Raw genomic sequence first — 12,581 nt, 5'->3', positions numbered from 1 at the left:
TGCACACCTTCTAAGCTTGACCCCATTCCAGTGCCTGTTGCCCTGGGTTTTTTTAGGAGGACAAGTTATGCAACCCACCAAACTCACCACTGCCGCCGGCTGCCCCGTGGTAGACAACCAGAACGTCATGACGGCAGGCCCGCGCGGCCCGCAACTGCTGCAGGACGTCTGGTTCCTGGAAAAACTGGCGCACTTCGACCGTGAAGTGATTCCCGAGCGGCGCATGCACGCCAAAGGCTCGGGCGCCTACGGCACCTTTACCGTCACGCACGACATCACCCGCTTTACCCGCGCCAAACTGTTCTCGGAAATCGGCAAGAAAACCGACATGTTCGTGCGCTTCTCCACCGTGGCCGGCGAGCGCGGCGCGGCCGATGCCGAGCGCGACATCCGCGGCTTTGCCATGAAGTTCTATACCGAAGAAGGCAACTGGGATCTGGCCGGCAACAACACCCCGGTGTTCTTCCTGCGCGACCCGCTGAAATTCCCCGACCTGAACCACGCCGTCAAGCGCGACCCGCGCACCAACCTGCGCAGCGCCCGCAACAACTGGGATTTCTGGACGCTGCTGCCCGAGGCGCTGCACCAGGTCACCGTCGTCATGTCCGACCGGGGCATTCCTGCCAGCTACCGCCACATGCACGGCTTCGGCTCGCACACCTTCAGCTTCATCAACGCGCAAAACGAGCGCTTCTGGGTCAAATTCCACTTCAAGACCCAGCAGGGCATCAAGAACTGGACGGATGCCGAAGCGGCCGCCGCCGTCGCCAATGACCGCGAAACCCACCAGCGCGACCTGTACGACGCCATCGAGCGCGGCGACTTCCCCAAGTGGACGATGTACGTGCAGGTCATGCCCGAGCTGGATGCCGAAAAGGTGCCCTACCACCCCTTCGACCTGACCAAGGTCTGGCCCAAGGCCGACTATCCGCTGATCGAAGTGGGCGAGTTCGAGCTGAACCGCAACCCCGCCAACTACTTTGCCGAAGTGGAGCAGGCCGCCTTCAACCCCGCCAACGTGGTGCCGGGCATCAGCTTCTCGCCGGACAAGATGCTGCAAGGCCGCCTGTTCTCGTATGGCGATGCGCAGCGCTACCGCCTGGGCGTGAACCACGGCCAGATCCCCGTGAACGCCCCGCGCTGCCCCGTGCATAGCTACCACCGCGACGGCGCCATGCGCATGGACGGCAACTACGGCAGCACCCTGGGCTATGAACCCAACGGCTACGGCCAGTGGCAGCAGCAGCCCGACTTCCGCGAGCCGCCCCTGAAAATCGACGGCGCAGCCGATCACTGGGACTTCCGCCAGGACGATGCCGATTACTACAGCCAGCCGCGTGCCCTGTTCCGCCTGATGACGCCCGAGCAGCAGCAGGTGCTGTTCGACAACACCGCCCGCGCCATGGGCGATGCGCCGGAAGAAATCAAGCGCCGCCACATCCACAACTGTACGCAGTGCGACCCCGCCTACGGCGCAGGCGTGGCCAAGGCGCTGGGGCTGTAATTTAAGAACGTGTTCACGATCTCCGCGCGGGTGTGCCGTCGCGGCCTCGGGCGGTCTGCGGCGTTGCAAATCCTCGCCATAGCACCGCTATGGCTGCGGTTTGCGCCTAGCAGCCCATCCCGATCCGCATCCCGCACCCCTTCGCGCCGAGATCGTGAACACGTTCTAAAGCTAAAGCTGTTCTAAGCTACCAATAAAAGAGCTGCTACCGCTGGTGATTGAAAGGTTTCAGGTGTTTATATGCCTGAAATCATTTGAATACCTGCGATAGCAGCTCTTTTCTTTGGTGCGATGCGCCCCATCTACTGCTTTTGACCAGGATTGCCCCAATGAAAAAACCGGTTCTTTCCATGCTCGACCTGGTGGCCGTGCGCGAAGGCGGCACCGTGGCCGACGCCTTGCAGATTGCCGTGCGCACCGCCCGGTGCGCCGAGCGCCTGGGCTTTGCCCGCTACTGGCTGGCCGAACACCACAACATGCCGGGCATTGCCAGCTCGGCCACGGCGGTGCTGGTCGGGCATATCGCGGGGGCCACGCGCAGCATCCGCGTCGGCTCCGGCGGCATCATGCTGCCCAACCATGCGCCGCTGGTGGTGGCCGAGGCGTTCGGCACGCTGGCCGAGCTGTATCCGGGCCGCATCGACCTGGGCCTGGGCCGCGCCCCCGGTACCGACGGGCCGACCATGCGTGCCCTGCGTCGCAACCGGGTGGAGACGGAGGAGGACTTCCCCCGCGACGTGCAGGAGCTGCAACGCCTGCTCGGCCCGGCGCAGGCGGGCCAAGCCATCGTTGCCGTGCCGGGCGCCGGTACCAACGTGCCGATCTGGCTGCTGGGTTCCAGCCTGTTTTCGGCGCAACTGGCCGCACACCTGGGGCTGCCCTATGCCTTTGCCTCGCACTTTGCGCCGCGCATGTTGCACCAGGCGCTGGCGATTTACCGCCAGACCTTCCGGCCCGGCGCCGTGCTGGCCAAGCCCTACGCCATCGTCGGCGTGCCGGTGGTCGCCGCGCCGACGGATGCCGAAGCGCAATTCCTCGCCAGCAGCACCTACCAGCGCGTGCTGGGCATCCTGACGGGCAACCGCACGCGGCTGCCGCCGCCGGTCGAAGGTTTCATGGAACAGATCACCGAGCGCGAACGCGCCGCCATCGAGGATTTTCTGGCCGTCGGCGTCATCGGCGGGCCGCAGACGGTGCAGACCGGCTTGGCGGCGCTGGCCGAGGCCACGCAGGCCGATGAGTTCATGCTGGTCAGCGACGTGTTCGATGCCGACCTGCGCCTGCGCTCGCTGGAGCTGACGGCGCAGGCGATGGTTTAGAGCGTAAACACGTTCTTACGGCTTCGGCCCGATGGGGAAGGGCCAGATGGCCTTCGGGGCCAGGGCGGTGCTGGCGGCGGGTTTTGCTTTTAATTTGGTAGCTTTTTCCGCTTGCTTTACGGCGATTTCAGAGTCAATTGGCTCTGATTCTGTTTGTGTGTCGGCGGTATTAGCTACTTTTTTTGTTGTTTTGCCCGCACTGGCGGCTGTTTTGGTTTTTGCCGGTGCTTTGACGGCAGGGTCTTTTGTGGCGGGTTTCTTGGTCGTGGTGGCGGTGGCCATGGTCGGGTTTTCCTTGGGTGGGCGATGCGCCCGGCAGCATAGCGGCCTTGCCGGGATTTATCAAATTCCCGGGGGCAGCAGCAGGCGGTGGCGCAGGGCGGGGGGCAGCAGCGCCAGCAAGCGCGGCCAGTCGAAGCCCGGGCCGGGGTCGTGCTTGCGCCCCGGCGCGATGTGTTCGTGCCCGGCCAGGTGGGCCAGCGGGTACTGCGCGGCCAGTTGTTCCAGCAGCCAGGCCAGGGCGGGGTATTGATCGGCGGCGAAAGGGTGGCCTTCCAGCCCCTCCAGCTCGATGCCGATGGAGTCGTCGTTGCAGTTGCTGCGCCCGCGCCAGGCCGATGCCCCGGCGTGCCAGGCGCGGTCGTCGGCGCTGACGAACTGCCAGATCGCCCCTTCGCGCGTGATGAAGAAGTGGGCCGACACCTCCAGCCCCCGGATGCTCTGGAAGTACGGATGCGCCTCCCAGTCGAGCTGATTGGTAAAGAGCTGCGCCACGCAGCCGGTGCCGTACTGCCCCGGCGGCAGGCTGATGGAGTGCAGCACCGCCAGATCGATGCAGGCGTGGGCCGGGCGCGGGCCGTAGTTGGGCGAGGCCCGGTGCTGCACCCGGGGGGCCAGCAGCCAGCCGCCACGCCAGCCTGACGGCTGCGGGCCGGTGCTGGTAGGGACGGCGGGTGCGCTAGGACTGGAGGGTGTCGTCATGCAGTTGCACTTCGGGAGCGATGCAGATGTTCAGGCGCTCGATGCGGTAGCGCATCTGGCGCAGGTTCAGCCCCAGGCTGGCCGCCGCAGCGGTGCGGTTGAAGCCGTGGGCCTGGAGGGCGGCGACCAGGATGCGCCGCTCCTGCGCGTCCAGCCAGGATTGCAGGTCGTGCGGCAGGTCGGCGGGCCGGGGCGCAGGCGGTTCGGGCAGGGCCGCCGGGCCGGGCGGTGGTGCCGGTGGGGCGCAGGCGGCAGCGGGGCTGGCCAGCCCTTCGTCGCCGAGGGCCAGGTAACGGTGCAGCAGGTTCTCCAGCTCGCGCACGTTGCCGGGCAGGGGCAGGGTGTGCAGATGCTCCAGCAGGGCGGGGCTGGCCGTTTGTGCGGGCAGGCCGCTTTCTTCGGCCATGCCGGCCAGCAGGCGTGCGCACAGCAGGGGCAGGTCTTCGCGGCGCTCGCGCAGGGCGGGCAGATGCACGTCGATGACGTTCAGGCGGTAGAACAGGTCCTGGCGGAAGCGCCCGGCCTGCACGTCGCTGGCCAGGTTGCGGTGGGTGGCGCTGATGATGCGCACGTCCACGCTTTCTTCCTGCGTTGCGCCCAGGGCACGCACGCTGCGCTCCTGAATGGCCCGCAGCAGCTTGGCCTGCATGGCCAGGGGCAGTTCGCCCAGTTCGTCGAGGAACAGCGTGCCGCCGTTGGCCGCCTGGAAAAAGCCTTCGCGGTCGGCGGTGGCTCCGGTGAAGGCGCCTTTGCGGGCGCCGAAAAATTCTGCCTCCAGCAAATGCTCGGGGATGGCGCCGCAGTTCACTGCCACCCAGGGGCCGCTGCTGCGGTGGCTGCAGGCGTGCAGGGCGCGGGCGGCCAGTTCCTTGCCGGTGCCCGATTCGCCGGTGATGAGTACCGGGGCCATGCTGGGCGCCACCTTCTGGATGCGCTGGCGCAGTTGCTGCATGGCGCTGGAGGTGCCCACCAGGCGGGCCAGTGCGGTGCTGGCGACCGCCGTCGGCAGGCTGGCGGTGGCGGTTACGTCCTGGGGGGGGGGCGGGGTTTTGGGCTGGGGCAGCCCCTGCGTGGCCGAGGCGACGATGCGGCGGAACTGTTTCAGATCGACCGGCTTGGTCAGGTAGTCGAACGCGCCGTAGCGCAGCGCCTCGACGGCGTTCTCGGCGCTGCCGTAGGCGGTGATGACGATGCTGCGCTCCTGGCGCTGCTGCTGGTGCAGTTCGTGCAGCAGCGCCATGCCCAGGCCGTCGGGCAGGCGCATGTCGGTGATCAGCACGTCGAAGCGCTGGGCGGCCAGCAGCGCCCGCGCTTCCTGCAGCGTGCCGGCGGTGCTGACGCGGTGGCCGTCGCGCAGCAGGGTCAGTTCGTAGAGGGTGCGCAGGTCGGGTTCATCGTCCACGACCAGGATGCGGGCAGCAGGTGCTGGCATAGATCAATCCGATGCAGTGAATAAGGCGCCGGTCTGCCCCTGGGGCGCCGGGCTGCTGTGGGCAAAGAGCAGGGTGAAGGCGTTGCCGGCCGGGCCGTCGGGCTGCGCCGGGCAGGGCTGGCGCTGGTAGCGCAGGTTGGCGCCGTGGCGCTGGCACAGTTCGCGGCAGATGAACAGGCCCAGGCCGCTGGAGCGGCTGTGCGAGGAGAAAAACGGCTCGAACAGGTGGTTCTGCACGGCGGCCTCGATCTCCGGCCCGCTGCTCCACACCTGGAGCCACGCGCGGCCATTGCGCTGGCGGCCCGTGCCCAGCCACAGCTGCCGCGCTCCGCTGGCGTCGGCCTGGGCGTAGTTCTGGGCGTTGTCCAGCAGGTTGATGACGATGCGGCGCAGGTGCTCGCTGTCGAACGCCACGCTGCCGGGGCTGTTCAGGGCGCACCGGCCCTGGCGCTGGGCGCTGTCCTGGGCCAGCCATTCGCGCCAGATGGTGGCCGCTTCGGCATCCAGGGGCAGGCCGATGGAGGGGCTGTGCTGAATCTGCTGCTGTACGCGGGCGATGTCCAGCACGTCTTCCACGGTATGGGCGATGCGCTGGGCGTTGGCCGCGACCATCTGCACCAGGCGCTGCTGGGCGGGGTCGGCAATGTCTTCGGCCAGCAGGGCGTTGGCCTGGGTGATGGCCGCCAGGGGGTTGCGGATTTCGTGCGCCACGGCGGCGGACATGCGACCCATGGCCGCCATCTTTTCCGTGCGCAGGCGGGCCTCCAGCTCGCGCAGGTCTTCCAGAAACACCAGGAACTGCGTGCTGGACGGCGCGTACTGGCTGTCTTCGGCCAGAAAGGGGTGTTCGCTGCCGGGCAGGCCGTCGTCCTCGTTCGGCTGGCTGGGCCAGACGCGGGCGTACAGGCCCACCGGGGGCTGGCCGGCTTCCACCAGATGGATGCGGGCGTCCTGCGCCGTGCCGGTGGTCAGGGTTTGCAGCACCAGTTCGCACAGCGGCTGCCAGGCCGGGCGCTGGTGCAGCGTGGTCGGCAGCTGCCAGTCGCCGCCCAGCAGCTGGTGGGCGGCAGGGTTGGCCTGCAGGATGTGCAGGGCGCTATCGACGACCAGCACCCCTTCGGTCAGCTTGTCGATGATGAGGGTGTTGATGTCCACCTGCGTGCGGGCGATGCGGTGGTTGCGCCGGGCCAGGCGCTCCTGCCAGGCCAGCCGCTGCGCCAGATGGTGGGTGAGAAAGGCCACGGCAAAGTACCCGGCGCAGACGGTGGCCGCCTGCATGGTCAGCTCCCAGCCGTTGGTCAGTCCGTCCAGGGCCGCCAGGCTGTAGCCGCCCAGCAGCAGCAAGGTGATGCTGGCCGTGGTGGCCAGGGCCATGCGCAGGCTGCCCAGGCAGGCCGTGGCCAGCACCGGCAGCGCCAGCAGGGGCGAGAAATGCACCGTGCCGCCCGGCTGCCACAGCTGCAGCAGCTGGGTCAGGCCGATGATGGCGATCTCGATCGCCAGCGGCAGCAGCCACGGCAGTCCCCAGTGCTGGGCGGGCGGGCGGTTGCGCAGCAGCAGCCAGGTGCTGCAGGCCAGCACCAGGTACAGGCCGCCCAGGAGCCAGGAGAAGCTGGTCAGCGCCGAATGCAGGTGGTTGGTCTGCGGCACCAGCATGATCAGCAGCATCAGCGCCGAAAGCACCCGCCCCGTGCTGAACGCCCGCCACAGGCGCCGGGCCATGGCCAGGGGCAGGGTGGTGGTGGCGGGGGGCGCAGCCGTCGTCATGCCAGCCGGGCGTTACACCGATTGCGGCCCGGGCCGGGGGCCGAGCTGGCGGTGCGCCGGGCTGCAGTAATGCTGCTGCCCGGCGGGCACGGCATCGGTTTGCGGCAGGTGAACCCCGCAGTGGGCGCAGCGCACCATGGCCGCCGCAGGGCGGGGCGACGCGGGCCGTGGGCGGCGGGCCACCGTTTTGCGGTGCTTGTGCCGCCAGACCGTCACGGCGATCAGCAGCACCAGGGTGACCAGCAAATACTTGCTCATACTCCGCGCTCCAGCAGCACTTCCATGACGAAGCGCGAACCGGCGTAGCCCAGCAGCAGCATGATGGCCCCGGCGTAGACCATGTGTGTGGCATGGCGGCCGCGCCAGCCGAAACGGGCGCGGCCCAGCAGCAGGACGGCAAACACCGCCCAGGCCAGCAGGGAGAAGATGGTTTTATGGTCCAGGCGCCAGGGGTGGCCGTACAGCGCCTCGCTGAACAGCCAGCCGACCAGCAGGGTGGCCGTCAGCAGGACGAAGCCGGCATTCACGCAGCGGAACATGATGCGCTCCAGCGTCAGCAGGGGCACGCCCGGGCCATCTTCGCTGGCGCTGCGGATGCGCCGTTCGGCCCGGGTCATCAGCCCGGCATGGACGACGGCGGCGGCAAACAGGCCGTACGAGGCCACGCCCAGCGCCAGATGCAGCGGCAGCCAGACCGATTGCTCGCTGGTCAGCGAAGTGCCGGGAAACACCAGCGCCAGCAGCACGGCCACGGCCCCCATGCTGGCCAGAATGCTGGCTGCCCGCATCCGGGGGTAAAGCTGCTGCTCGATCAGGTACATGGTCAGCATCAGCCACGCGGTGATGGACAGCGCCGGGGCAAAGCCGAAATGCGGCGGGGGGCTGAACAGCCCGGCGGCCAGCGACAGCAGGTGCAGGCCCCAGGCCGTGTACAGGCTGGTGCGGGCATGGCCGAAGCGTTGTACGGAAAAAGCGGCCAGCAGATATGCCAGCATCGCCGCGATGGCCGGTGCCAGGGTCCAGAGAGAGGTGTGTACGGGAAAATGGGGTTGCAGCGCCATGCCCGCCATCATATCGCCGGCACCGCCGCACGGCGTGGCCCCCGGGGCCGCCGGTTGGGCCCCAGCAGGTAGAATTTACGGTTTTTGCTGGCTTCCTTCGGGGTTGAAATTTATGGCATCCGCACTTACCGACAAACTCTCGCGCCTGGTCAAGGAAATGCGTGGCCAGGCCCGCATTACCGAATCCAACGTGCAGGACATGCTGCGCGAAGTGCGCATGGCCCTGCTGGAAGCCGACGTGGCCCTGCCCGTGGTGCGTGACTTCATCGCCCGCGTCAAGGAAAAAGCCCTGGGCCAGGAAGTGCTGGGCAGCCTCAAACCCGGCCAGGCGCTGGTCGGCATCGTCAACGCCGAGCTGTCCGCCACCATGGGCGCAGGCGTGGCCGACATCAACCTGGCCGCCCAGCCCCCGGCGGTGATCCTGATGGCGGGTTTGCAAGGCGCCGGCAAGACCACCACCACCGCCAAGCTGGCCAAGCACCTGATCGAAAAGCGCAAGAAAAAGGTGCTGACCGTCTCCGGCGACGTGTACCGCCCGGCGGCCATCGAGCAGCTCAAGACCGTCACCGCCCAGGCCGGGGCCGAATGGTTTCCCAGCACCCCTGACCAGAAACCCCAGGACATCGCCCGCGCCGCACTGGATTACGCCAGGAAGCACTATTTCGACGTGCTGCTGGTCGATACCGCCGGCCGTCTGGCCATCGACGAACTGCTGATGCAGGAAATCAAGGACCTGCACGGCCTGCTCAACCCGGTGGAGACGCTGTTCGTCGTCGATGCCATGCAGGGCCAGGACGCGGTGAACACCGCCAAGGCCTTCAAGGAAGCGCTACCGCTGACCGGCATCGTCCTGACCAAGCTGGACGGCGACTCGCGCGGCGGTGCGGCGCTGTCGGTACGCGCCATCACCGGCGCTCCGATCAAGTTCGCCGGCGTCAGCGAAAAAATCGACGGCCTGGAAGTGTTCGACGCCGACCGCCACGCCCAGCGCGTGCTGGGCATGGGCGACATCGTGGCCCTGGTCGAACAGGTCACGCAGAACGTGGACATGGAAGCGGCGCAGAAACTGGCCGCCAAGGTCAAGAGCGGCGACGGCTTCGACCTGAACGACTTCCTGGCCCAACTGCAACAGATGAAGCAGATGGGCGGCCTGTCCAGCCTGATGGACAAGCTGCCCAGCGAAATCGCCAGCAAGGCCGGCAGCATGGACATGGACAAGGCCGAAAAAGAGGTGCGCCGCAAGGAAGGCATCATCTGCTCGATGACGCAGAAAGAGCGCAAGAACCCCGCCATCATCAAGGCCACGCGCAAGAAGCGCATCGCCGACGGCGCGGGCGTGCCGGTGCATGAGGTGAACCGCCTGCTCAAGGAGTTCGAGCAAATGCAGTCCATGATGAAAAAAATGAAGGGCAGCGGGATGATGAAGATGCTGAAAAAAATGGGCGGCGCCAAGGCCATGAAGGGCCTGATGGGCGGGGGCGGAATGCCCAAGCTGCCGTTCTGAATCATCGGATAAATACTATAAAAAAATAGCTGCTTGCGCTTATAAATAAACGATTTCAAGGTGTTTTATACCTGGATTTGTTTATTCATCAGCGCAAGCAGCTATTGATTTATTGGATGCCGCCATTGCCATAATGCCGCCATGCAGGAACCGGATACGCTCATCTCCCCCGCACGCCGCCAGGCAGGCCGTGACCTGGGCCGCCTGACCGCTGCGGCCTTGCTGCTGCTGGCCGGCTGTTCCAGCGCCCCGCCCAGGCGCAGCCCGGCGCGGCCCGCTGCGCCGCCTGTCGGTGCGCAAGGCTTGCGCCTGCCCGCCGAGCAGCGCGAACCGCTGCTGGCCCGCACCATGCTGGTCATCAACACCCCCTACACCTACGGCGGCAATACGCCCGAAGGCGGCTTCGATTGCAGCGGCCTGATCCAGTACGCCGTGCGCGGCATTACCAGCCAGCCGCTGCCGCGCACCACGGCGCAGTGGGCGCAGGCCAGCAGCCCGGTGCGGGGCCGGGGTCTGGCGCGGGGCGATTTCGTGTTCTTCAACACCCTGGGCGGACGCTATTCGCACATGGGGATTTTTGTCGGCAACGGCCAGTTCGTCCACGCCCCGTCCAGCGGCGGCACGGTGCAGCGCGTGCGCATGGACAACCCCTACTTCGCCAAGCGCTTTACCGAGGCCCGCAGCATTTTTGCCTAGGCCGCAGGGGCTGGGGCCGCCTCCAGCGCCTGGGCGCAGGCATGGGCGCTGGCCCAGGCCCACTGGAAGTTGAAGCCGCCCAGCCAGCCGGTGATGTCCACCACCTCGCCGATGAAGAACAGGCCGGGCTTGCCTTTGGCCTCCATGCTTTGCTGCGACAGGGCCTGCGTGTCCACCCCGCCCACGGTCACTTCGGCCTTGGCATAGCCTTCGGTGCCGCTGGGGGTGAGCTGCCAGCCGCTCAGGCTCTGCGCCAGTTGGGCCAGCGCCTTGTCGCTGCATTGGTTCACCGGGCCTTGCCATGCGCTTTGGCGCTGGCACCAGGCATCGGCCAGACGGCCGGGCAGCCATTGCGCCAGCACGTTGGGCAGCAGCTTTCTGGTGGTCGCCTTGGCCTTTTGCAGCGCGGCGGCCACGTCCAGTTGCGGCAGCAAATCGATGCGCAGCGACTGGCCGGGTTGCCAGTAGCTGGAGATTTGCAAAATCGCCGGCCCGGACAGTCCCCGGTGGGTAAACAGCAGGTCTTCCTCGAAGGCCATGGCCTGTTTTTTCTCGCCGGTGGCGATGCGCACGGGCAGGGCCACGCCCGCCAGACCGGCGTAGGGCGCCCAATCGTCTCCGGCAAAGCGCAAGGGCACCAGGCCTGGGCGCAGGGCCACGATGGGCAGGCCGAATTGTTTGGCAATGCGGTAGCCGAAATCGGTAGCGCCAATCTTCGGGATGGACAGGCCCCCGGTGGCCACCACCAGGCTGTGCGCCTGCACGATGCCTTTGGCAGTGTGCAGGCGGTAGCGGCCGGCCCCCTGTGCGGTGTTGCCGGTGTCGATGTGGTCGATGCGGTCGATGGTGCAGGGCTGCCAGCGCTGTACGCCGGTCCGGTCGCAGGCATCGAGCAGCATGGCGATGATGTCCTGGGCGCTGTGGTCGGCAAACAATTGGCCCTTGTGTTTTTCGTGAAAGGCAATGCCGTTGCGCTGCACCAGGGCGATGAAGTCCTGCGGCGTGAAGCGCGATAGCGCCGAGCGGGCAAATTGCGGGTTCTGCCCCAGGTAGTGCTGGTGGCCGGTGCGGATGTCCAGATGGCGGTTGGTGAAGTTGCAGCGCCCGCCGCCGGAGATGCGGATTTTTTCCGCCACGCGGCTGGCGTGGTCGAGCAGCAGCACCTTCAGGCCCCGTTGGCCCGCTTGCGCGGCGCAAAACAGGCCGGCTGCGCCTGCGCCGACAATCGCAACATCAAAATGAGGCATCAGGAGAACATAAGAAAAAAGCCAGTGTTTGCAACAAACACTGGCTTGGGGATGGTGGTCGTAGAGGGACTTGAACCTTCGACATCAGCATTATGAATGCTGCGCTCTAACCAACTGAGCTATACGACCGGGGTATCCGGGGTGGGGTTTTATGTGGTGGTCGTAGAGGGACTTGAACCTTCGACATCAGCATTATGAATGCTGCGCTCTAACCAACTGAGCTATACGACCGAAGCCGCGCATTATAAACAAAATTTGCGGCTTTTACGGCTTTTGCCGCTTTTACTGGTGGGTGAACTGCGCCGGGCGCTTGTTCAGGAAAGCGTCCATGCCTTCCTTCTGGTCCTGCGTGGCGAACAGGCTGTGGAACAGGCGGCGCTCGAACATCAGACCGTCGGACAGGGTGCCCTCGTAGGCGCGGTTCACGGATTCCTTGGCCGCCATGACGGTGATCTGCGAGAAGCCGCTGATGACGATGGCTGCGCCCAGGGCTTCTTCCATCAGCTTGTCCAGCGGCACGACGCGGCTGACCAAGCCGCTGCGCTCGGCCTCGGTGGCATCCATCATGCGGGCGGTCAGGCACATGTCCATGGCTTTGGATTTGCCGACGGCACGCGGCAGGCGCTGGGTGCCGCCGGCGCCGGGGATGACGCCCAGCTTGATCTCGGGCTGGCCGAATTTGGCGTTGTCGGCGGCGATGATGAAGTCGCACATCATGGCCAGCTCGCAGCCGCCGCCCAGGGCGAAGCCGCTGACGGCGGCGATGACGGGTTTGCGGATGCTGCGGATGGTTTCCCAGTTGCGCGTGATGAAGTCGCCCTTGTAGGCATCGGCAAAGCTGTACTTGGCCATGACGGAGATGTCGGCACCGGCGGCAAAGGCTTTTTCACTGCCGGTGATGATCATGCAGCCGATGTTCTCGTCGGCATCGAAAGCCTTGAGCGCTTCGCCCAGCTCGTTCATCAGCTGGTCGTTCAGGGCGTTGAGTTGCTTGGGGCGGTTCAGGGTGATGACGCCCACCTTGTCGGCTTCGATGCGTACTTCAATGGTTTCGTAGGCCAAGAGATGCT

At 66.4% G+C, this 12,581-nt stretch carries 12 protein-coding genes and 2 tRNA genes; 4 read left to right on the top strand and 10 right to left on the bottom strand.

The genetic code is table 11. The annotated features are described in order from the left end of the window. Window positions 1-67: 67 nt before the first annotated feature. A complete protein-coding gene (locus ACFO3A_RS02150; RefSeq protein ID WP_377723542.1) occupies window positions 68-1,504 on the top strand; it encodes a catalase in 1,437 nt (478 codons plus the stop codon). Between the two features lie 329 nt (window positions 1,505-1,833). Beyond that, on the top strand, window positions 1,834-2,823 hold the full coding sequence (locus tag ACFO3A_RS02145) for an LLM class flavin-dependent oxidoreductase (protein ID WP_377723540.1): 990 nt from the start codon (window positions 1,834-1,836) through the stop codon (window positions 2,821-2,823). A gap of 15 nt (window positions 2,824-2,838) precedes the next feature. Here the strand turns inward: ACFO3A_RS02145 and ACFO3A_RS02140 are convergent, their stop codons facing one another. Genes ACFO3A_RS02140 through ACFO3A_RS02115 form a run of 6 tightly spaced genes read right to left on the bottom strand, consistent with a single transcriptional unit; the run spans window position 2,839 to window position 8,064 of the window. Next, window positions 2,839-3,105: a hypothetical protein gene (locus tag ACFO3A_RS02140; protein WP_377723539.1), complete on the bottom strand. Its 267-nt coding sequence runs from the start codon at window positions 3,103-3,105 to the stop codon at window positions 2,839-2,841. A gap of 60 nt (window positions 3,106-3,165) precedes the next feature. Then, window positions 3,166-3,804, bottom strand: coding sequence for a 1,6-anhydro-N-acetylmuramyl-L-alanine amidase AmpD (gene ampD / locus ACFO3A_RS02135; RefSeq protein ID WP_377723537.1), 639 nt, complete (start codon window positions 3,802-3,804; stop codon window positions 3,166-3,168). After that, window positions 3,782-5,236, bottom strand: coding sequence for a sigma-54-dependent transcriptional regulator (locus ACFO3A_RS02130; RefSeq protein ID WP_377723535.1), 1,455 nt, complete (start codon window positions 5,234-5,236; stop codon window positions 3,782-3,784). The genes ampD and ACFO3A_RS02130 overlap by 23 nt, the downstream gene beginning before the upstream one ends. Before the next feature lie 3 nt (window positions 5,237-5,239). Next, window positions 5,240-7,003, bottom strand: coding sequence for an ATP-binding protein (locus ACFO3A_RS02125; protein WP_377723533.1), 1,764 nt, complete (start codon window positions 7,001-7,003; stop codon window positions 5,240-5,242). A gap of 12 nt (window positions 7,004-7,015) precedes the next feature. Then, the gene (locus ACFO3A_RS02120; protein ID WP_377723531.1) at window positions 7,016-7,261 is read right to left on the bottom strand and encodes a PP0621 family protein; all 246 of its coding nucleotides are present in this window, start codon (window positions 7,259-7,261) and stop codon (window positions 7,016-7,018) included. Then, on the bottom strand, window positions 7,258-8,064 hold the full coding sequence (locus tag ACFO3A_RS02115; protein WP_377723530.1) for a cytochrome C assembly family protein: 807 nt from the start codon (window positions 8,062-8,064) through the stop codon (window positions 7,258-7,260). Before ACFO3A_RS02115 ends, ACFO3A_RS02120 begins: the two co-directional genes overlap by 4 nt. A 112-nt stretch (window positions 8,065-8,176) precedes the next feature. Here ACFO3A_RS02115 and ffh point away from each other — a divergent pair, with 112 nt between their 5' ends. After that, complete coding sequence (ffh, locus tag ACFO3A_RS02110) at window positions 8,177-9,568, top strand: signal recognition particle protein (RefSeq protein ID WP_377723528.1); 1,392 nt, start codon at window positions 8,177-8,179, stop codon at window positions 9,566-9,568. Between the two features lie 141 nt (window positions 9,569-9,709). Next, window positions 9,710-10,264, top strand: a complete 555-nt coding sequence (locus ACFO3A_RS02105; RefSeq protein ID WP_377723527.1) for a C40 family peptidase — start codon at window positions 9,710-9,712, stop codon at window positions 10,262-10,264. On the opposite strand, the gene ACFO3A_RS02100 is transcribed toward ACFO3A_RS02105, so the two are convergent. The 4 genes from ACFO3A_RS02100 to ACFO3A_RS02085 all read right to left on the bottom strand — a co-directional run bounded on the left by ACFO3A_RS02100 (window position 10,261) and on the right by ACFO3A_RS02085 (window position 12,573). After that, complete coding sequence (locus ACFO3A_RS02100; RefSeq protein WP_377723525.1) at window positions 10,261-11,511, bottom strand: BaiN/RdsA family NAD(P)/FAD-dependent oxidoreductase; 1,251 nt, start codon at window positions 11,509-11,511, stop codon at window positions 10,261-10,263. The two genes, ACFO3A_RS02105 and ACFO3A_RS02100, sit on opposite strands and share 4 nt — an antisense overlap. A gap of 52 nt (window positions 11,512-11,563) precedes the next feature. Beyond that, window positions 11,564-11,640 (bottom strand) — tRNA-Met (locus ACFO3A_RS02095). 25 nt (window positions 11,641-11,665) lie between these two features. Continuing rightward, window positions 11,666-11,742, bottom strand: a tRNA-Met gene (locus ACFO3A_RS02090). A 51-nt stretch (window positions 11,743-11,793) separates the two neighbouring features. Further along, window positions 11,794-12,573, bottom strand: coding sequence for an enoyl-CoA hydratase (locus ACFO3A_RS02085; protein ID WP_377723523.1), 780 nt, complete (start codon window positions 12,571-12,573; stop codon window positions 11,794-11,796). Window positions 12,574-12,581: the final 8 nt, after the last annotated feature.

Origin of the sequence: Comamonas nitrativorans, from assembly GCF_042654765.1 — a bacterium.
Taxonomy (GTDB): Bacteria; Pseudomonadota; Gammaproteobacteria; order Burkholderiales; family Burkholderiaceae_C; genus Comamonas; species Comamonas nitrativorans.
The sequence above is the reverse complement of the archived record's forward strand: the minus strand, read 5'-3'. Positions and strand labels throughout refer to the sequence as shown.